This is a genomic window from Binatus sp. (SeqCode), assembly GCF_035272065.1.
Classification (GTDB): Bacteria; Desulfobacterota; Binatia; order Binatales; family Binataceae; genus Binatus.
The window spans coordinates 1-20,374 of sequence record NZ_DATEQZ010000022.1; the positions used below are offsets into that span (position 1 = coordinate 1).

A 20,374-nucleotide genomic window follows, 5' to 3' on the forward strand; every position below is an offset into this window, starting at 1 on the left:
CTTAATTACAATGCCAACTTGTCCAATAGGTTCTGACGACGTACACTCCCGAGCGTCAATGATTTATTGAGACAGCACCTGCAGTGCATGGAACGTGAACTGATTCCGAAAAGCGGCGTGCTTTCTCTGAGTGCGGTACCCAATGACATCCTCATGTGGTCGCATTATGCGGATAGTCACCGGGGCGTCTGCCTTAAGTTCGACCGGTCAAAGTTGAAGTTCGTTCAGGTCTTTGAAGAGCGCTACGGTGAGCCATACCAAAGGAAGGATGATTCTGGTCGGCACGAAGAATCCTTTGAAGCGGCGCCGGTTGAGTATGCTGAGTCCGTCCCGACGATCAGGTTGTTTCCGGACCCCCGGCCAGCGTGGGGCGCGAGCGTTTTTACGAAGTCGCGACACTGGTCCTACGAACGTGAGTGGCGCGTACTCGTACCTCCATCGGCAGATGTTACAGGTCATGGCTGGCGTAAACTGCCTGAGCGGTCTCTCGCCGGTGTTATTTTCGGCAGCGAGATAAGGCCCGAAGACGAGGAACAAGTTCTGCAGTGGATCAAAATGGGAGGCGCGCAGGTACCATTGTTCCGAGCAGAGAAAGAGCCGGGTCGGTTCGAGTTTGGAATACGGGAAATTAGATGAGAAGGCGCGCCGAAGATCTGTGCGTTGGTGGTCAACCCGAGTACGCCCAACGCGTTCGTTAGACCCTAGTCCCGGCTTCCACCTGCCAAATCGTCATCGAGCGCGAGCGGGCTCGCGGGCTTGAGATTTGCGATCGGCGGTTCGACGAATAAGGAACGGGCCAGCGTTCGCCTAACCACGCCAGCCCGAACGCCGACTGGTTTAAGGGGGGCCGTGACGCCAGCCAGCGTCCCCTTGTACCACGGTGCCGCGTGTGCGTCGAACGTCGGCGGTGCTCAGCCCCGAAAAACAGTACCAGCGGGCGGGGTTGAGGCTTGTGCGGCTTTGCCAGCGGCGCCCTCGAGTTTGCGTTCTCGTTTGCGAAGCTGCTTGGCCCTGCGCAGCTCTTCGCGCCGCTCGTGCAGCGATCCGCGGTTTCGTCCGCCAGCGCTCATGGCAATCTCCGCCCGTCGGCTTCCACCTCGGGCGCGTCGGCGACAACTTCTGCGTCATCGGGCATCGGATGGATCAATTTTTCGAAAACATCCAGGGTGCGCGGTGCTTGGGCGCTGGCTAGCGGCGTGAGCAACATTTCGCGTTCGTGCTGTAGGAGCGCGAGCGCGACGCGTCTAGCCGATTCCACAACCGATCTCACTTCGCCGAGCTCGTTCGTTAGCCCGAACTGGCAGATGTTTTCCACTAAGCCGTCAAAAATCGTGCCCAGCGAGGCGTGTCGTAGAACCGCCCTCACGTATCGGGGCTGATTAAGCCATTCTGCGGAGCGTCGCGTCTGGCGCGCGCGGCGGTTCACCCGCTGGTTACGTTTTCGTGCGACCGCGCTACGCGGCACGGGCACCGTGTCTCTGTCGTCGCCGCTACTCATTGCGATTTCACGGTATCGAGCAGACGCGCAAGCGCGCGGGCGCGCCGCGCCTCGATTCGCGCCAGCAAACTTAGCCGATCGGAGAGCGGTAGCTCGGCGGCCTCAGTCAGGAGCACGACGAGCTGCCGGTCGGACACTTCGTCGTCTTCAGCGCTCGTCGCCGGTACGATAGCCTGATCGATTTCTTCCACAGTTCTTCGTGGCATAACTTTCCCTCTCTCGAATCCGCCGGCGCGGGTCCGTGCCCTCGACCGAAGGCGGAGACCACAGCCGCGCACGCAACCCGATCCGGTGGCGGCGATGGGCGCCGCCCTGCGCAATTAACAGAGGAACAAGGGTGTCCGCCGCAGGCGGCGAGTGGGCGGCAGCAAGCGCGTCGCGAACGAGATGTTGACCTTTGAACTCGATAAGGCGAATCGTGAAGAAATTGGCATCTTCCCGCAGTCGTGCATCTCCTTCGCCGACGCGGCCGAGCAGTGGTTCGCAAGCCTGCGCCCGGACCTGAAGCCGCGAACGCTGACGAAATGGCGCACGATTCTCGACGTGCATCTGAAACCCGCGTTCTGTGGCGCACTTCGCGCAGTAACAGTTGACGCAATCGAAGCCTATATCAAAAGCCGCTCAGCCAACGGCGCAAAACCCGCCACCGTCAACGGCGATCTCGCGGTTCTCCGACTCATCACGAGAAAGGCGGTCGAGAAGCATCACCTGAGCCGCACTCCATTCAAGGACGCGCACGGAGACCCGGTCGAGTGCCTGCGCCCGCTGCGCGAACCGGACGGCCGGGTGCGCTACCTGAGTGACGACGAACTCCAACGCCTACTCGCAACCCTCGAAACCGACCTCTACCTGCGCGCGTTCGTGTTGATCGCAATCAACACCGGGATGAGACGCGACGAAATTCTCAACCTGAACCATGAGACCATCGACACTGCGAATCGTCTGTTGCGACTCGTCAACACCAAAAACGGCCGCGCCCGCGTCGTGTACCTGAACGCAGTTGCAATCAGCGCTCTCGAAAGCCTGCCCCGGCGACTCGACGGCAAGCTATTTCCGTACACCTCAGACCAGGTCAGCATGAGGTTCGTGCGAGCCGCACGCGCAGCCGGTGTGCAAGACTTTCACCTGCATGACCTCAGGCATCACTTCTGCTCGATGCAAGCGATGGGCGGCGTCACCGGCAAGGCCCTATCAGAACTGATCGGCCACCGCACTGCCGCCATGACCGACCGCTATACGCACCTCAGCGGCGAGTTCCTGCGCTCAGCCGTCGACCGGCTTCAGATCGGCGCTGCCACCGTGAAGCCCGGCGCTGCCAAAGCGTGACGCGAACTATTGCGGTGAACCAGTCAGATGAATAATCTCAAGTTCTTGTTTAGTTTCAGTGCCACATAGGTGCCATCTCTGCTGCCACCGGGGCGCCAAACCGCCGTATCGCTGTATGGTACTCGGTGGTGCGTGATTGAATACGAAGCCCTTGGGGCCGTGAGGTTATCGTGAGCATTGACCCCGTGTTTACTTGGGTATCTGGAAGTCGAAATTCTAACGTCGCCTTCTACAACATGGTCGTGCGCGTGCTGGTGCCGGTTGGCGTCGAGCTCGAGCCCGGCACCACCAGGCAGTAGCGCCACGATTCCATTGACAATAGTGGACCGCCGATGCGACTTCTTTCTGAAGACGCACTGATTCGACGTCGGTAGGAGGTTGAGCCATGGCTGAGTTCGACCTGGTCATTCGCGATGGAATGGTCGTGGACGGAACGCGGATGCCGCGCTTTCGCGGCGACGTCGGCATCAAGGACGGCCGCATCGCGAAAATCGGGCGGCTGCGCTCGACCGATGGCGCGCAAACCATCGACGCTTCAGGTTTGATCGTAGCGCCGGGCTTCGTCGATCTGCATACCCATTACGACGCGCAACTGTTCTGGGATCCGTACTGCTCGATCTCGAGTTGGCACGGCGTCACGTCGGTCGTAATCGGCAACTGCGGCTTCGGCTTCGCCCCGGTGCATCCCGAGAGCCGCGAGCGCGCGATGCTCACGATGACGCGCGTCGAGGCGATTCCGTACGCGTCGATGAAGGCCGGGATGCCGTGGGATTGGACTACCTTCCCCGAGTTTCTCGACAGTGTCGCGCGTCATCCCAAGGCAGTGAACATTCTGCCGTACGTTCCGGTCTCGCCCCTACTGACGTGGGTGATGGGTCTGGAAGCGGCCAAGACGCGACCGCCCACCGAGCAGGAGACGCGCGAGATCTGCCGCCTGCTCGACGAGGCGATGGACGCCGGCGCCTGCGGATGGTCCGCGCAGCGTCTCGATCCGAACGGCCCCGCTTGCGTGCAGCGCGACTTTGACGGCACCCCGATGGTGTCCGACCTGATGGCTGACGAGACCTGCCTCGCGCTGGCGCGCGTGCTCGGCCGCCGCAACGAGGGCTTCATCCAGATGACACTGGTGAGCGCCGATCCGATGCACGACCTCAATCACTTCGAGCAGCTTGCCCAACTGAGCGGGCGGCCGGTTCTGTACAACGTCGTGCAGCCGCGCGACTCGCATCCGTATGTGCATCGCGGGCAAATCCAATGGCTCGAGAGTTGCCGCCAGCGCGGACTGCCGGTGTATGGGCAGGCTGTGACCAGCGACACCGGGATGGCGTTTACGTTTGTCGACTGGAACCTGTTCGACGAATGCCAGGCGTGGTGCGACGCCACCACCGGTACCGCCGCGGAGCGCATGGCGAAGCTCGCCGACCCCGCGCGGCGCGAGGCTCTTCGCAGCCGCCTGCCGCGCGTCATCACCGACGAGTTCGATCTGATCTTCGTCACCCAGGTCGCGCGCGACGACATGAAGGAATACGAAGGACTCACGCTGCGCGAGCTTGCCGAGCGCACCGGCAAGCATCCGGTGGACGCGATGCTCGATCTGGCGGTCGCGGACGAACTTTGCACCGAGTTCTATGCGCCGGGACCGAACCAGAACATGGAATACATGAAGGAGATGATCGACTATCCGTACTTGATTCCCGGCGTTTCCGACGGCGGCGCGCATACGAAGTTCTTCACCGGCGGACAGTACCCGACCGAATTTCTGGCCGGGCTCGTGCGTGAGCGCAAGATGCTGAGTCTCGAGGACGCGCACTGGCGGCTCAGCGCACTGCCAGCGATGTGCGCGGGCTTCAGCGATCGCGGCGTGATCCGCGAGGGTGCGCCCGCCGATGTTGTCATCTACGACTACGAGAAGCTGGCGGTGCGGCCGATGGAAATCGCGCACGACTTGCCCGGCGGCGAATGGCGCCGCGTGCGCAAGGCCGACGGCTATCGGTACATCATGGTCAACGGCGAGATAACGATGCGCGACGGCGCGCAGACGGGCGTGTCGGCGGGGCGACTGCTGCGCCACGGCAGAGGCGCCTGAGGCGCGCGCATTCGCAAATGGTCAAGGCGTTCAACTTCTTCAAACGCAAGCCCGGACTAAGTGTTGACGACTTCCGCAACTACTGGCTGAACGAACACGCCGCGATCATTCGCGCGATACCGGAGCTGCGGAAGTACGTCGCCTCGATCACGCTGCCCTCGGCCTACCGCAATCGCGAGCCGCTGTACGACGGAATCTCCGAGGCCTGGTTCGACAATGAAGACGCGCTTCGCACCAACGCCGATTCGGCGCCACGGCGCGCCGCGTCCGCCGATGACACGAAGTTTGTCGATATGTCGAAGGCCGGGTCGATCATTGTCGATGAGATCATCCAGAAAGACGCAATCCCCGGCGACGGCGCGGTGAAGATGTTCTCCCTGCTGACACGCAAGCCCGGCACCGACGCGGCGGCGTTCCAGGCATACTGGCGAGCGAATCACGGTCCAGTGGCCGCGAAGATCCCGCAAGTGCGGCGCTACGTGCAATGCCATGTGCGTCTGTCCGCATACGCGGACGGACGCGCGCCGCGCTACGACGGAGTCGCGGAGCTGTGGTTCGACGATTTTCAGGCGGTGCGGGATTCGGCTGATACGGATGAGTATCGCGCGGTGCAAATCGACGAGCCGAAGTTTCTCGCTTTGCCGTTCCCGTTTACAATTGCGTCCGAACATCGAATCGTGTGACCCAGTCGCACCCAGATTTCTACGAACAAGGAATCGATCTCTTCAACGAAGGGCGTTTCTTCGAATGCCACGAAGCGTGGGAGGAAATCTGGAAGCGCTCCGACGGTGAGGTGAAGCTTTTCTACCAGGGATTAATTCAGGCCGCGGTTGCGATCCTGCACGCGCAGCGCGGAAACCTCGAAGGCGCGCGGTCCCTCTACGAGAAAGCCTCAGCCAAGCTCGATCCAATTCCGTCCGAACACATGGGCCTGGCAGTGGGTGATCTGCGCAGCGAGTTGACGCGATTCATCGAGATCGCAACCCGCGCAGACGGCGCTTCCCTCCCGAAACCGCCGCGCTTGCGCCGAGTGCCTAAGTCGTGACCAGGCGGCGATTTCTTGCGATGGCGGCTCGAATCGGGGCGATCGTGTCGATGACCGCCGGCAAAGCGCTGGCGTCGATCGCGCGTTCGGGCGGGATGCAGTATCGGACGCTCGGCCGCACTGGCGCGAAGGTCTCGCTCATCGGGATCGGCGGTTACCATATCGGGCAGCCGAAGGACCCGCGCGCCGCCATCGCGATTATCCGCACCGCGATCGACAACGGCGTCACCTTCATGGACAACTCGTGGGACTACCATCTCGGCGAGAGTGAACTGAGAATGGGGAAGGCGCTGCGTGATGGTTACCGCGATAAAGTGTTCCTGATGACCAAGGTTGACGGTCGCACGCGCTGGACTGTCGATTGGCAGCTCGACGAGTCGTTAAAGCGGCTGCAGACCGACCACGTCGATCTGTTGCAGATTCACGAAGTGATCCGGGACAACGATCCAGATCGGGTCTTCGGCAAGGACGGCGCAATCGAGGCGCTGCTCGCGGCGAAGAAAGCCGGCAAAATTCGCTTCTTCGGATTCTCGGGACATAAGACTCCGGCGATGCTGCTCAAGATGATCCGGCTCGCCGACCAGTATGGCGTCACCTTCGACACGGTGCAGATGCCGCTCAACGTGATGGACGCGCACTACGATAGCTTCCAGCATCAGGTGCTGCCGGTCGCACTCGAAAAAAACATGGGCGTGATCGCGATGAAGTGTTTCGGCGATAATTTCATCCTGCAGAGCAAAACCGTCACGCCGCTCGAGGCGCTGCATTATACGATGAACCTTCCGATCAGCACCCTGGTCACCGGATGCGAATGGATAGGGTATGTTCAGCAAGCGGTCAATGCGGTCCGTACGTTTCGACCGCTGACAGAGACCCAGGTGGCGGCGATCCTCGGCAAAACCGTGGAGGCAGCAAAGGGCGGACAGTTCGAATACTACAAAACGCGCGACACGTTCGACGGAACCTCGAGAAATCTGAAGTGGCTCGGGTGAACCCGAATAGTCAGTGGCTACTGCCGCGCGGCGGAAATGATATTGGAATGAGATTCGTACGACTGACCATTGGCGTCGGTCGCGGGAGTTGTACCTTTGAAGGCGGCCTGCAGCGCGTAGAATCCCGCGCGTGGCGTAAGCACGTCTGCGCCGCCGTTCAGCGATCCAGCGCCGTCATATGCGGTGAGGACGGGAGCATCAGGACGACGGCCTGCGCCGGTCGCGACTGAAGTCAGTCCGAACCATTCCTCGTCCCAGTAGGATGCGAAGCCGCTGCCCGGCTCGCCGAAGGGAAACTCGCTTTTCTCTATCGTCGTGTCGTGCGACGACCATGTCGCAGGCTGGCGCTTCGCTTCCTTCCACCATTCGTCCTGGAACTCGAAGAGGTACCCGCCCGACAGAATGCCGCCGCCGGTCGTCGCAAGCGTCGAGTGAGGCCCATAAATGTCGGATGCAATCTGTTGAATCAGCTTGGCCGTGCGATATGCCGGCGCGCCGTGGAATTCGCCTGTGGCAGAGGGGCTTGCGCTCACCCATTGGGAATTTGGCGGCGGCGGCGGCTGTCCGTCGCGAGTGCGAATCGAAGCGGGTGCGCCCCATTCGGTCAGAACGATCGGCTTCGGAACTGGATTGGGTTTTTCAGTCCCCATCCCGCTGCCATTCGCGTAATCGCCGTCAACAATCCAGTGCTTGAAGTTGGCCACGTCTTCGGTCTCGGGCCTGCGATATGCGTTGAATCCCCAGACGTCGAGCGCGTAGATGTCGGCCGGATAAGCTCGCCGCCGCTGCGCCGACTTGCAGTCAGGGCCGGGGTTGGCGCCGTTGGGATTGACGCAGACCGGAATCGTACGGCCGCCGGGATGGGCGTTGGCAGCGTCTTTGAAAGTGACTAATGGCTTCAGAAGCATCGGCGTTTTGGGCGGTGGATAGTCGGCGAACGCCGTCATAGTAAGTTTGTCCGGTGCGTAGCGCTTCGCGATACCGCCGAGCCGATTGAGGTACTGCCAATAGTCAATGTACCGGTCGGTGCCACGCGCGAATGGCAGGTTGGTCTCGTTGCCAATAGCAAATCCGAGTACGGCTGGATGATAGCCATAACGCTTCGCCAGCCACTGAGTAGTCCGCTCGATATACATCTGCTCATCGTGCGCTGACGCGGAATCGGGATTGGTGCTCGGAAACGCAAACCATGGATCGACGGATATACCGATGACTACATAAATTGGGTTGACCCCATGATTCCAGCACAGGTCCAGGAATTGATCACCGCCATCGTGCGCCGGCCAGGTTGCGAAACCTACAGGCGCTTTGTCCGCACCGAAGCGGACTGGCGGACCCACGCTCCAATCGAGCGTGTTCCATTTCGCGTAGTCGGCGGGCGCCATCGGAACCCATTTCCACCACGCATAGGTGCGGATGCTATTGGCGCCCAGTTGACGCACGAGCCCGTCGGGAAAGTTGATGCTCGTCTTGCTGTCGTTGTAGGTGGTGCCCCACAGATCGCGCATCCAGATTGGAGCGTATGTGAGATGAGCGGGATCTCCCCAGAAGTAATCCGAGCCGGGAATCGTCGAAGCAGCGTCGTTGATCGGGCGCGGCGAATAGTCAACGCCCTTAACGACAAACGGGACGGGCGCGCCACTGTTCAGCGACAGAAGTATGGTCTTGTGATCGCTTGCGACTGACCATCGGGTGGTCGATGAACCAGGCGGCAGTAGCGTCGTCGAGAAGGCGTCGCTTGCGCTTAGTGCGATTGCGAGAGCGGCAACAAATGCGAGAGTTCGGGCATACTTGTAGCCGGCATCAGTGTCCTCTGACTGAATCAATTCGATGAGTCCCCTCACCAACACAAAGAAGCAAGCGATATACCTTCATTCGCGCCGTGTTTTCAACTCATCGATTGAATGATTAGTACGATCGGCAATCAGATGCTGCCGTCGCAAGCAGCACCTGCGATTGATTGAGTTCCGGTCGCGATGGGTGTTTCAGGCGCGGACTAGAACGGGATGTCCTCGTCGTCCATCGGGGCGACCTCGTCGCCACCACCGCCACCGCCTGCGGGTGCTCGACTGCGAGCCGCTCCGCCGCCGCCAAAGTCTCCGGCGTCATCGCCCATCGGTGCGCTGCCGCGCGAGCTCAGGAACTGCACCCGCATCGCGACGATCTCCGTGACCTTGCGCTTGCCGCTGCCGTCCTTGGCTTCGTACTCGCGGTAGGAAATTCGCCCCTCGACATAAACCGGGCTGCCCTTCTTCAGGTACTGCGCGCAGGCCTCGCCCTGTTTGCCCCATACGATGATGTTGTGCCAATCGGTGCGCTCTTGCCGCGCGCCGCTCTTGTCGGCGAACGAGTCCTTGGTCGCAATTGAAAAGCTCGTGACCGACGAGCCCGAGTTGGTGAAACGAGTTTCGGGATCGCGACCGAGATTACCGATGAGAATTACTTTGTTTACCGACGCCGCCATCTTCGCCACCTCATGCTCCGAAAGCTAGCCCCGCCCCGTTCTCAAGGCAAGCCAGCCTGTTAGTTGGATGAACAGCGGCTTTCGCAGCCCAATTATCACCGATATAATTCGCCTCGGTGCGCAGGACAGGGCGATGGCGGCAAGCACTTCCATGACCGCTCCAGTACGAATCGTGGCCCTCGGCGGGCTGGGCGAGATCGGCCTCAACCTGATGGCGATCGAGTGCGCCGGGCGCGCGATCGTGATCGACTGCGGCGTGATGTTCCCCGACGAGCCCGCGCTCGGACTGGGCACTTTCATCCCTGAGATGGCGTGGCTGGAGCGCAGTCACGTCGCGGTCGAAGCTGTACTGCTCACGCACGCCCACGAGGATCACATCGGCGCGATCCCGCATCTGCTGCGCCGCTTCAACGTTCCCGTTTACGGTACTGACATTACGCTCGCGTTCATGCGGCGGCGCCTTGCCGATTCGGAGTTCGACGACCCGGTCGATCTGCGGACGATTACGCCGCGCCATGCGTTCGAGGCGGGGCCGTTCACGGTCGAGCCCATTCGCGTTACGCATTCGACGCCGAACTCGATCGCGCTCGCGATCCGAACGCCGGCGGGAATTATCATTCATAGCGGCGATTTCAAAATCGACGATACTCCCGTGGACGGCGAGATGTTCGATCGCGCGCGCTTTGCCGAGCTTGGCGCGGAAGGCGTCGCCGTGTTGCTTTCGGATTCCACCAACGTCGAGCGTCCCGGCCGCTCGGGCTCGGAGAGTTCACTCAAGCCCGTGCTGCGCGAGCTCACATCGCGGGCGCGCGGCAGGGTTTTCCTGTCGGCCTTTTCGTCGCATCTGCATCGGATTCGCCAGGTGGTCGAAGTCTCGCGCGAGTTCGGCCGCCGCATCGTCCCGCTCGGGCGCGCGATGGCGGAGAGCGTGCGGCTCGGTCTCGAGACCGGCCAGCTTCCAATTGCGCAGGCGATGTTTGTTGAGCCAGGTGAGGCGGAGTTCATCGACGGTCATCGGCTGAGCTACCTGACCGGCGGCAGCCAGGGCGAGCCGCTCTCTGCGCTGGCGAAACTTGCCGGCGACGCGCACCCGCGCGTGCGTATCGAGCATGGCGACGTGGTCGTGCTGTCGTCGCGCTTCATTCCCGGCAACGAGCGGACAATTAACACGCTGGTGAATCGTCTGTACCGGCAGGGCGCAGAGGTCCTGTACGACGCGGTCGCCCCAGTTCACGTTTCGGGGCATGCCAGCCAGGACGAGCTGGCCGAGCTAATCGAGTTGACGCGGCCGCGGCACTTTGTCCCGATTCATGGCGAGTACCGTCATCTGAGCCGACACGTCGCGCTCGCGATTGCCGCGGGAATTCCAGAGCACGACTGCTTCCTGCTCGAGGACGGCGATTCGCTGGTTCTGAACGGAGGCGAGGCGCGCCGCGGACTAACCGTCGAGGCGGGACGCGTGATGCTCGAAGGCGTCGACGGCGGCGATCCTGCCGTGGTCGGCGAGCGTCGGGTGCTTGCGCGCGTCGGCACGGTGACTGCGGTGATCGTGCTCTCGTCGAAAACCGGGCGCATCGTTGCGGGGCCCGATCTGCTTTCGCGAGGTCTCGTGAGCGGCGATGGAACTTCAGCGCACATGCGTCGCGCGAAAGAGGAATTGACGCGGCGGCTAGGCGCGCTCGGCGGCTCTTTGCATGCCAACGATCCACGCGTGAAGGAAGAAATCGTCCGCGCCATTCGGCGCTACTTCAGCGACGAGCTCGGCAAGCGGCCGCTGGTGATTCCTTACGTGACGGAGGTGTGACCCCCATCGCGCGCAAGGAGAAATCTCCCATCGAGCTGCCTCCACCGCCGCCAGTCGAAGAAGTTTCGATTGCGCCAGGCCCGGGCGGCCGAATCGCTCGCGAGCTATGCGCACTCGCGCTGCTGGCGTTCGCGGCGTTCGGCACGGTGAGCCTCGTTAGCGTCGACCTCGGACGGAGTCCAAATCTCGGCGGCCCGGTCGGCGCGGCGATCGCCGCGGCTCTCGGCGGACTCATCGGATACCAATCGTACACCGCGATGATACTGGTCGCGTGGCTGGCGCAACGTGTGTGGACCGGCGCGCGACTCGTCACGATCGCGCGCGAGATCGGTGGCGGCGTGCTTTTGATTCTCGCGCTCGCGACCGCAGGCGCGCTGTGGGATCTGCGCGACGAAAGGATGGGCGGTGAAGTTGGCGCAAACGTCGCGAGTCTGCTCAACGATTCGATCAGCGTCGCAGGAGGCCTGATTGCAGTCGCGCTCGGCTTCATCTGCGGGCTTGCGCTTATGCTCAAGCGAGCACCGACCGAGTTGCTCGCGGGCGTCGCGAACAAGATTCGCCCGCGTTCGCGCCGCGACAAGTTCGACCTTGCCGACGGAACGCGGATCCCGTTCTCGCTCAGCGAGGGCGACGAGATCGAGATTGATCCGGACGGCATCAACGGCCGGCCGGCACTGAAGCTCAGGCTGCTGGATATTCGCGAGAAGCGCGATAAGGCGGCGGCATCGAAACCGCGCCAGAAGGGCGCCTTCAGACTTCCACCGCAATCGCTGCTCGATTTACCGCCGGCCGAACATGCGCAAGTCGACGAGGGACAGCTCGAGCGCAGCGCGCGCGTGCTGGAGCAGAAACTCGCGGACTTCGGCGTCGAGGGGCGGGTGGTCGAGGTGCAGCCGGGCCCGGTCGTCACGATGTACAAATTCGAGCCGGGCTCGGGAATCAAAGTAAGCCAGATTGTAAATCTTGCCGACGATCTCTCGATGGCTCTCCGCGCCGCCGCGGTGCGAATCCAGGCACCGGTGCCCGGCGAGGCCGTCGTCGGAATCGAGGTGCCCAACCGCAAGCGCGAGCGTGTCTATTTGCGCGAGATACTCGAGGCCGAGGAATTTTTGGCCGCGCAGAGCCAGCTCACAATTGCGCTCGGCAAGGACATCGCCGGGCGTCCGGTGGCAACCGACCTCGCCAGGATGCCTCATCTCCTGATCGCGGGCGCGACCGGAACCGGCAAGTCGGTTTCGCTGCACACGATGATCGCGTCGATTCTGTTCAACGCGACGGCCGACGACGTGCGCCTGATTCTCGTCGATCCCAAGATGCTCGAGCTGTCGGTGTACGAAAATATTCCGCATCTGTTGGTTCCCGTGGTCGTCGATCCGCAGAAGGCCGCGAGCGCGCTGTTGTGGGCCACGCAGGAGATGGAGAGCCGCTACCTGCGGATGCGCGAGCTGGGCGTGCGCAATATCGACGGCTACAACCACGCGCTCGCGTCAGGCGTGTCGCTCGCGCAGCTCAAGATGGCGGGGCAGAGCATTCCCGCATCTGACGATCCCAGTCAGCCGGCGGTCGGCGCGATCGAGCATCGCAAGATGCCGAAGATCGTCATCGTAATCGACGAGCTGGCTGACCTGCTGCTGAGCGAGGGCAAGACCGTCGAGCGCGATATCACGCGCCTTGCGCAAAAGGCACGTGCCGCGGGAATTCATCTGATACTCGCCACGCAGCGTCCATCGGTCGATGTGATCACCGGCCTTATCAAGGCGAACCTGCCAGCGCGAATCTCGCTGCAGGTGACGTCGCGCGTCGATTCGCGCACGATTCTCGACTCGATCGGCGCCGAACGCCTGCTCGGCGCCGGCGATATGCTTTTCATGCCGCCCGGCAGTGCAAAGCTCCGCCGCCTGCACGGGCCGTTCGTCGGCGAGCATGAGATTCGCAAGCTCACCGATTTCCTGCGCGAGCAGGGCGCGCCCGAGTACCGCATGGAAATCCTCGACACCAAGGCGCCTGGCGAGGAAGGCGGCGACGGTATCGGCGCCGAGGTGCAGGACGAGATGTATGATGAGGCGGTGCGAATCGTGATGGAGACCAATCAGGCGTCGATCTCGATGATCCAGCGGCGGCTCCGAATCGGTTACAATCGCGCGGCACGGATGGTCGAGCAGATGGAACGCGAAGGACTAGTGATGCCCGCCGACGGCGCCAAGCCGCGCGAAGTCCGCTTGCGCAGCGCCCGATGAACGCATGAAGTCTCGTCCAGTCGATCACGTCTAAACAACATAGTCTGATGATGAAAACAGCGTGGAGGGTGATCTTTCCGGCAATCGTGATGTTGCTCGTCGTCGCTGCGCCCTCTCGATCGGAGACAATGGCGCCCGCGGGTGAGCCTGTCAGCAGAGATTTGAAGCAGGTGCTCGATCGACTGCAACATCATTACCGCGAGACTAACTCGTTCACAGGGAAATTCAGCGAGGAGATCACCACCGTTGGCGCGCCGACACGCAAACGTCAGGGCACATTTTCATTTCGCAAGCCCGGTCGTATGCGATGGGACTTCGAGGACCCGGAAAAGCAAACCGTCGTCAGCGACGGCGAGACGCTCTACAGCTACGACCCGGACCTCAACCAGGTCGTCGAGACTCCCCTCAAGCAGGCGCTCAAATCGAGCAGCGCGACCTCGTTCCTGCTTGGAATCGGGAATATCAACCGCGATTTCAAGGCCGCGTTTGCAAATCCCGGGACGGCGAACGGCCTCATCGATTTGATCCTCGATGCGAGGACCGGCGGCTACAAAATCGAAGTCGGACTCGATCCCAAGATGTACAACCTGATGACCTTGACTCTGACCGATCAACTCGGCGACGTGACGAAGATCGATTTCAGCGACATCCATGATAATGTGAAACTGCCCGATTCGATTTTCGCATTCAAGGCGCCGGCGGGCGCGGATATCGTGACGGCACCCGCCTCGCCGTGACGATCTGGTACACTGGAAAGCACGACAGACGCGCTGAAACGTTCGGCCGCGATTGCCTCGCGAGTATGCGACGGGTATTTTTAAAAGCCCCGTAAGTTCTCCCGGTTCTGCAAATGGAAAAGGTTCACCTACTCACGCTTGGATGCCCCAAGAATCTCGCCGACAGCGAGCTGATGCTTGGCGCGCTCACGTCTGCCGGGTTCGAGATCACGCTCGATCCCGAAGAGGCGCAAGTGCTGTTGGTGAACACCTGCGCATTTATCGAGGCGGCGAAGAAGGAATCGATCGACGCCATCCTCGAGGCGGCCGAGATTAAGAAGCGCGGCTTCGGCAAGCGGCTGGTGGTCGCGGGATGTCTGTCGCAGCGGTACGCGACCGAGCTCGCGGCGACGATGCCCGAAGTGGATGTGTTCGTCGGCACCGGTAACTTCCTCGATTTGCCCGAGCTGCTGCGGCGCACCGAGGCGCCCGAGTCGCGGCCGATTCCGTATGCCGGCGCGGCGCATCTGCTGCCGACGTCGGCAATCCCGCGAGTTAAGACTGGAGATTTCTTCACGTCTTACTTGAAGATTTCAGAAGGCTGCAATCACAAGTGCGCCTTCTGCATTATCCCAAAGATTCGCGGGCTGCATGAGAGCCGCCCGCTTGCCGACCTCGTCGCCGAAACGCGCAACCTCGCGGCCGGCGGCGTGCGCGAGATCAACTTGATCGCGCAGGATTTGACCGCCTACGGCCGCGACCTCAACCAGCCGTCTTCGCTGGCGGCGTTGCTGCGCGAACTCTCGACTATCGACGAGCTCCGCTGGATACGGCTGCTTTACTGCTATCCGAATTTTGTGACCTCCGAGCTGCTCGACGCAATAGCGGAGCTGCCCAAGGTCGTGAAGTATATCGATATGCCGTTGCAGCACGCCGACGATGCGATGCTGCGGGCGATGCGGCGCGAGCGCTCCGGCGCGGCATTGGTCAAGCTGCTCGAGCGCGTGCGCGAGCGAATCCCGGGCGTCGTGCTGCGCACTTCGTTTATCGTCGGCTTCCCCGGCGAGACTGACGCCGCCTTCGAGCGCTTGGTGGATTTCGTCCGCAACGAACAATTCGATCGCGTGGGAGTGTTCACCTACTCGCGCGAAGAGAATACCGCTGCCTTCGACATGCCGGACCAGGTGCCCGAGCGCGTCAAGCGCGCGCGGCGAGCCCGCCTGATGGCGACGCAGTCAGAAATTTCGCTGGCGAAAAATCGCGGCCTGGTCGGGCGCGAAGTCGAAGTGCTGGTTGAGGGCCCGATGCCCGGACGCTCGGCGCGGCTGCGCGGGCGAACCTCGGGGCAGGCGCCGGAGATCGACGGCTCCGTTTTTCTTGCGGGCGACGCGGAGGCGGGCGAGTTCGTCCGCGCGCGAATTGACAAGGCGCTCAGCTACGATCTGCACGCAACGGTCGCCGGCGCGGCCGCTTAATATACGTCGGAGTCGGAATTCAATGACCAAGAAACCAGTTGCCGCGAACCGAAAGAAGTTTCTTGCCAAGGCGCGCGAACAACTGCTGGACACGAAGACCAAATTGCTCGGCGAGATAGACTCCGAGTTGCGGGCCGAACGCGAAGGCAACAAGGACGAGGGGATGGACACCTACGACCTCGCGTCCGAGGAGCGCGATCGCGAGATCAACTTCATCCTGTCCGACCGCGAGCGCATTAAGCTGAAGCAAATCGACGACGCGCTCGAGCGTCTCGACGACGGCACCTACGGCGTCTGCGAGTCGTGCGGACTGGAGATCGCCGAGGAACGGCTCGACGCGATGCCGTTTTCGCGCCTGTGCCGCGATTGCCAGCAGGATGAGGAGCGCGAGGCGAAATCGCAGCGGCGACTCGACGACGAACCCAATACCTACCGCAAAATCGGCTCGACTGACGCCGACGACGACGCCTAGATCGCGCGGGTGCGCGACAGGCGGCCATTGTTTACCGCGCGGTCCAAAACAGTCATCCTAGACAGGCAAACTTGCTGAGAACCTGCGGCCTGAACGACCGTTAGGATCGATCCGTGGGATCTCAGCAGCCAGTTAATGAGAATATTCTCGTATATTGATCACAACGGAGCCGCTGGTCCGTCCGGCGATGTAGCCGGAGTTCGTGAGCGGATTCGCGCCAATCTTTCCGGCGTCGGCGCGACGATTGCGCTTGCGAGTGCTCGCGGCGGGGTCGGCAAGAGCATGCTCGCAGTGAACATCGCAGCGGTGTTGGCGATGAAAGGCCGCAAGGTCGCAATCGTCGATGCGGACCTGAATTCGCCCAGCGTCGCGGCGATGCTCGGGATGAAACCGCAGCGGCGCCTCCCGATGATCGAAGGAATCGAGCCGGCCGCGGGACCGCATGGCTTGCGCGTGGTTTCCAGCGATCAGCTTCCCGGCGGCGAGGCGCCACCGATCAGCTTTGTGCAGGATCAGATCGACGGCAACAATGGCGGCGAGCCGGTTGCGCCCGCTCCGACACGTCCCGCGGAACTGAGCTATCGCGACGCGCTCAGCCGAATCCTCGCGCAATCGCAGTTCGGGAGCTTGGATTTGTTGATCATCGATCTCGCCACAGGTATCGATCGATTACACGTGCTCGCGTCGATGATGGCGCTCGATGGCGTGCTGCTGCTGACTCATCCGTCGGCACAGGACACCAGCGCCGCACGCAATGCGATGAAGATTGGGCGCGCGATCGGCGTACTGATCGTCGGCATCGTGGAGAACATGGTCGGCTTTAACTGCGACGGATGCCGCGCGGTTCGGCCGCTGTGGCCGGAAGGTGATCTGCATGGAATCGCGCGCGAGGCCGGTGTGCCGATAATGGCGCGGCTCGCATTTGAACCACGGCTCGCGGACAGCACCGATCGCGGCGTGCCGTTCGTGCGCGAGTACGCCGCCACGCCCACGGGCAAAGTGCTCGCCGACATCGCGAACCAGGTCGACGCTATGATCGCGTCGCGCACGCGTGCGGCAGATACGCTCGCTTAGCGCGGCACTTCAATCCGAATCGGAATCATCGTTCTCGTCGGCCGCCGTCAGCACCGAATCGGCGACGCGCGAATATTCAAACATCCCGGCCCCGCGATGGGTGCCGTCGCGGAAGATTGCGAATCCGAGTGTCGTGTAGATGCGCGACTGCCCGGGTCCGGGGCGCGACAGCGGAATGAAGCATTCGACGGTGCCCTCGAGTTCGCATGACGATCCGTCGGAGCGGATCAACGACGCGAAGATACGATGCGGCGGCTCCTCGACCGAGAGCGTCTCGATCGTGAGATCGCGCAGCCTGCACGACGACCATCCGCCCGCGCCGAGAATCCTGGCGCTCTGATTGGGAGGCGCATCGCCGGTCGCAACCGAACGGGCTTCGAGAGCACGCGGCGCCTCTTCATCATCGAAAGACACCCAGAGCATCCGACGCGCGGTGAATTTCTGTGGCCCCAGCCCTGTGAACGACATTCCTGCGCGCGCAAATCCGTTTACCGTCCGTGCGACGCCGTCGATTCGCACACGTCCTGCGATTCGCCCGAACGCGGCGCTTGACGATGGCGCATCCTGCGAGGCGGCGGACGACGCGAGAATCCGGTCGAAGTGGAATTCGCCGCCGGCGCGATCGATTTCGAAACACACGTCAACTTCTGCGTCGCCGTCCAGCCGCCCCGAAGCCAAGGCGCGTTCGATGCTCAGGTAGGCCGTCGCGTCGGGCACGATCACGGCGGGTCCGCGGAACGCGAGCACGATCGACTCACCCTCGCGCCGGAGCGAAAGCGGGCCGTGAGTGACGGCGTTCGCGGAAGGGGTCGGACGGCCTTCGGCGGTGAACAACGCTGCGCGATGGTGATCGAACAGCATCATGATTCGCGCGCCCATGCCCGCGCCGCCGACGTCGAAACTGGCCATCGCTCCGAAGTGTGCGGCGGGGTCGTAAAATTCGATGCCGACGCGGCCGGGCGACGCGACCGTCGCGGCAGCGCCGATTTCGGATTTCGGGACCGCCGGGCGTGGCGCACGATTTATCGCTATCGGAGAGCTAGATACATGCGCATTTCCGTTTCCTGAAAAAACTTCGGCGATTGCGTCTTCGCATCGCGTGCGCAGCTCTCCGGGCATCCGCAGCGCAACCGACAATTCGAGCTGGGCAGCATCGACGGCACCGCGCATCGCAATTTCGGAGATCGTTCTTAGCGGCACGTGCGGACTTTCGCGATGACGCGCGGTGAATGCCTGCAACAAGTTTTGCAGGCCGCCGCCGGGATAGCGCATACCGTAAGTCGGCTTGATGCCATGCCCATGCAGGCGGTCGGCGAGTCCAGCGAGCGGGCCGTTGATGAAGTCGTCGCAGGCAGAGACGCAGGCGGAACCGGGCGGCCGTAGCTCACTGCCCGAGGTTCGCAATCCCAGTCCGAAATCGAGGCGCGGCTCGATTATGTTCCATCCGTGTATGAGCAGCACGGTGACGCGGCCGTGACGCTCGACGATTGCACCGACCCGGTCCGCGATCATTTCGAGCAGCCACGGTGCGCGCTCGATTATTTGCGAGAGACGGTTGCAGTCGAGCCGGTTGCGATCCATCGCGACGTTGATCAACGCCGACGCGCCGAGCCGCGCCGCGAGCCCGCGCGTGATGTCCGCGGTATGCAGGTCGTTGACCTTGGGATTCAGCATTGAGCGCGTGCGCGGCTCTGCGCGTCCGCCATGCGGCGCGATTAAGAGCAGAGGAGAATTGGAATCGATCACCTCGAGCCATGACTCGGAAGCGGCGGGCGCGGTATTTAGCCTGGGCTCAGGCATTCAGGTCGACGCGGCTCGATTGGACTTCAGCGCGAACCGTGCGTGGAGCATGAACGATGCAATGAAGTAGTACGCGATGTAACTCAGCCCGGCCCACAACATGATCGGATTCACGGCCGGCAGCATGAACAGCGATGCGATTGTCAAAAATCCCCAGATGATTCCGAGCGTGAGCGTTATCGGACGGAGCGGGACGGTGCGATTTGGATAGATGTACTTGAGCGGCATGAACACCATCACAGCGAGAATCAGGAGCACGGCCACGTTGAAGATGGTGCCGCTACCGAGACAGTAAAGATAAAACGCGACGAGGTTCCAATAATTCGGGAAGCCGAGGAAGTAGTTGTCCGGCGTCTTGGCTTCGGTGTGGCAGAATCCGTAAATGCTCGCGAGCATGACGAAACACGCCAGTGCCAGGCCCCATCGCGATTCCGGGATGATGCCGGCCGCGAGCATAAGGAACACCGGCGCGACGGTGTAGGTCAGGTAGTCGACGATGTTGTCGAGCAGCGCGCCGTCGAAGGTCGGCACGCGAATCTTGACCATCAGCCAGCGCGCGAGCGGGCCGTCGGTGCAATCGATGATCGTCGCCACGCCCATCGCGAGGAACGATGCGCGGAAGTCGCCGCGCGAGGCGAAGAAGATCGCGAGCAGACCGAGCGCCGCCCCGAGCGCGGTATATAGATGTACGCCCCACGCGCAGGCCGTGAGAAATCTCTGCCTCGGGAACGCCCGCGGCAAACTTCCGGCTGCGCCTGACGAGGTCAAGTCATTTGTCCGGCTTGTAATCGCGCGGCCCGAAGTATTCCTCGAGCACCGTCATGAACGGCCCGCACGCGCGATTTTTTTTCACGAGCTTCATCGCTTCTTCGAGAGACATTTGCCGATATGCGCGTAGAAACGCAATCGCCAGCGTCGGTGCGCGATTCATCCCGGCGTTGCAATGCAGGTAAACGCGCGAACCGGAACCGACCAGGTCGCGAAGATCGTGGAGCGCCGCTTCGAGCCGCTCGGCCATCGCGTCCGCGCTGCCATCCTGGATCGGCGTCCGCACGTAGTCGATCCCATGAGCATCGTACTCCGCGCTGAGCTCGCCGTTATCCAACCCGTTCATGCGCAGGTCGTCGTCGTCCTGCAGATTGTGAACCGCGGTTATCCCGTAGGTGTCCTTGAGCCACGCGATATCAGCCTGACTCGGATATTCGCCGACCAGCAATTCTTCCGAAATCACACTCACCGACGGCCGGCGATGGCCGCGAGTCGGCCGAGCGGCATGGTCGGGATGCTTGCTGAACCAGTCCACCATCATCCAAATGTAACCATCCGGCGGGCAAGTATTCCAGCGTCATGTTAATGCAGGAGATGCCAAAGCGCGGTGTATGCGG

At 62.1% G+C, this 20,374-nt stretch carries 20 protein-coding genes; 13 read left to right on the forward strand and 7 right to left on the reverse strand.

Going from position 1 to position 20,374, the window contains the following annotated elements; translation table 11 throughout:
• Positions 1–87 precede the first annotated feature (87 nt).
• Positions 88–636 (forward strand): DUF2971 domain-containing protein, encoded by a 549-nt coding sequence (locus VJX68_RS02370; RefSeq protein ID WP_324094038.1) that lies wholly within the window; start codon positions 88–90, stop codon positions 634–636.
• A gap of 430 nt (positions 637–1,066) precedes the next feature.
• Here VJX68_RS02370 and VJX68_RS02375 read toward each other — a convergent pair whose 3' ends face one another.
• Together VJX68_RS02375 and VJX68_RS02380 are read right to left on the reverse strand one after the other, a co-directional pair.
• Positions 1,067–1,498: a hypothetical protein gene (locus tag VJX68_RS02375; RefSeq protein ID WP_324094039.1), complete on the reverse strand. Its 432-nt coding sequence runs from the start codon at positions 1,496–1,498 to the stop codon at positions 1,067–1,069.
• Positions 1,495–1,704 (reverse strand): hypothetical protein, encoded by a 210-nt coding sequence (locus VJX68_RS02380; RefSeq protein WP_324094040.1) that lies wholly within the window; start codon positions 1,702–1,704, stop codon positions 1,495–1,497. The genes VJX68_RS02375 and VJX68_RS02380 overlap by 4 nt, the downstream gene beginning before the upstream one ends.
• A gap of 181 nt (positions 1,705–1,885) precedes the next feature.
• Here VJX68_RS02380 and VJX68_RS02385 point away from each other — a divergent pair, with 181 nt between their 5' ends.
• The 6 genes from VJX68_RS02385 (at position 1,886) to VJX68_RS02410 (ending at position 6,947) form a co-directional block, all read left to right on the forward strand.
• Complete coding sequence (locus VJX68_RS02385; protein WP_324094041.1) at positions 1,886–2,824, forward strand: tyrosine-type recombinase/integrase; 939 nt, start codon at positions 1,886–1,888, stop codon at positions 2,822–2,824.
• A gap of 170 nt (positions 2,825–2,994) precedes the next feature.
• Entirely contained in the window at positions 2,995–3,123 is a 129-nt protein-coding gene (locus tag VJX68_RS02390) for a hypothetical protein (RefSeq protein ID WP_324094042.1), read from the forward strand.
• Between the two features lie 86 nt (positions 3,124–3,209).
• Positions 3,210–4,910 (forward strand): N-acyl-D-amino-acid deacylase family protein, encoded by a 1,701-nt coding sequence (locus VJX68_RS02395; protein WP_324094043.1) that lies wholly within the window; start codon positions 3,210–3,212, stop codon positions 4,908–4,910.
• 17 nt (positions 4,911–4,927) lie between these two features.
• Entirely contained in the window at positions 4,928–5,593 is a 666-nt protein-coding gene (locus tag VJX68_RS02400; RefSeq protein WP_324094044.1) for an EthD domain-containing protein, read from the forward strand.
• Positions 5,590–5,955 (forward strand): DUF309 domain-containing protein, encoded by a 366-nt coding sequence (locus VJX68_RS02405; RefSeq protein WP_324094045.1) that lies wholly within the window; start codon positions 5,590–5,592, stop codon positions 5,953–5,955. Before VJX68_RS02400 ends, VJX68_RS02405 begins: the two co-directional genes overlap by 4 nt.
• A 20-nt stretch (positions 5,956–5,975) precedes the next feature.
• Positions 5,976–6,947: an aldo/keto reductase gene (locus tag VJX68_RS02410; RefSeq protein ID WP_324094046.1), complete on the forward strand. Its 972-nt coding sequence runs from the start codon at positions 5,976–5,978 to the stop codon at positions 6,945–6,947.
• Between the two features lie 17 nt (positions 6,948–6,964).
• On the opposite strand, the gene VJX68_RS02415 is transcribed toward VJX68_RS02410, so the two are convergent.
• On the reverse strand, positions 6,965–8,773 hold the full coding sequence (locus VJX68_RS02415) for a hypothetical protein (protein WP_324094047.1): 1,809 nt from the start codon (positions 8,771–8,773) through the stop codon (positions 6,965–6,967).
• Positions 8,774–8,943: 170 nt separating this feature from the next.
• Entirely contained in the window at positions 8,944–9,411 is a 468-nt protein-coding gene (locus tag VJX68_RS02420) for a single-stranded DNA-binding protein (RefSeq protein WP_324094048.1), read from the reverse strand.
• A gap of 151 nt (positions 9,412–9,562) precedes the next feature.
• On the opposite strand from VJX68_RS02420, the gene VJX68_RS02425 reads away from it, so the two are divergent.
• From VJX68_RS02425 to VJX68_RS02450, 6 genes are all read left to right on the forward strand, one after another.
• Complete coding sequence (locus VJX68_RS02425; RefSeq protein ID WP_324094049.1) at positions 9,563–11,215, forward strand: ribonuclease J; 1,653 nt, start codon at positions 9,563–9,565, stop codon at positions 11,213–11,215.
• A complete protein-coding gene (locus VJX68_RS02430) occupies positions 11,212–13,452 on the forward strand; it encodes a DNA translocase FtsK (protein WP_324094050.1) in 2,241 nt (746 codons plus the stop codon). The genes VJX68_RS02425 and VJX68_RS02430 overlap by 4 nt, the downstream gene beginning before the upstream one ends.
• Before the next feature lie 47 nt (positions 13,453–13,499).
• Positions 13,500–14,189: an outer membrane lipoprotein periplasmic chaperone LolA gene (lolA, locus tag VJX68_RS02435; RefSeq protein WP_324094051.1), complete on the forward strand. Its 690-nt coding sequence runs from the start codon at positions 13,500–13,502 to the stop codon at positions 14,187–14,189.
• Between the two features lie 113 nt (positions 14,190–14,302).
• Positions 14,303–15,643, forward strand: coding sequence for a 30S ribosomal protein S12 methylthiotransferase RimO (rimO, locus tag VJX68_RS02440; protein ID WP_324094052.1), 1,341 nt, complete (start codon positions 14,303–14,305; stop codon positions 15,641–15,643).
• 22 nt (positions 15,644–15,665) lie between these two features.
• Positions 15,666–16,115 (forward strand): TraR/DksA family transcriptional regulator, encoded by a 450-nt coding sequence (locus tag VJX68_RS02445; RefSeq protein WP_324094053.1) that lies wholly within the window; start codon positions 15,666–15,668, stop codon positions 16,113–16,115.
• Between the two features lie 135 nt (positions 16,116–16,250).
• Positions 16,251–17,189, forward strand: coding sequence for a P-loop NTPase (locus VJX68_RS02450; RefSeq protein ID WP_324094054.1), 939 nt, complete (start codon positions 16,251–16,253; stop codon positions 17,187–17,189).
• A gap of 9 nt (positions 17,190–17,198) precedes the next feature.
• Here VJX68_RS02450 and VJX68_RS02455 read toward each other — a convergent pair whose 3' ends face one another.
• Genes VJX68_RS02455 through VJX68_RS02465 form a run of 3 tightly spaced genes read right to left on the reverse strand, consistent with a single transcriptional unit; the run spans position 17,199 to position 20,298 of the window.
• Entirely contained in the window at positions 17,199–18,989 is a 1,791-nt protein-coding gene (locus VJX68_RS02455) for a hypothetical protein (RefSeq protein WP_324094055.1), read from the reverse strand.
• Positions 18,990–19,730 carry a CDP-alcohol phosphatidyltransferase family protein gene (locus tag VJX68_RS02460; protein ID WP_324094056.1) on the reverse strand — a complete coding sequence of 247 codons (741 nt, stop codon included), beginning with the start codon at positions 19,728–19,730 and terminating at the stop codon, positions 18,990–18,992.
• A 28-nt stretch (positions 19,731–19,758) separates the two neighbouring features.
• Entirely contained in the window at positions 19,759–20,298 is a 540-nt protein-coding gene (locus VJX68_RS02465) for a dual specificity protein phosphatase family protein (RefSeq protein WP_324094057.1), read from the reverse strand.
• Between the last annotated feature and the right edge of the window lie 76 nt (positions 20,299–20,374).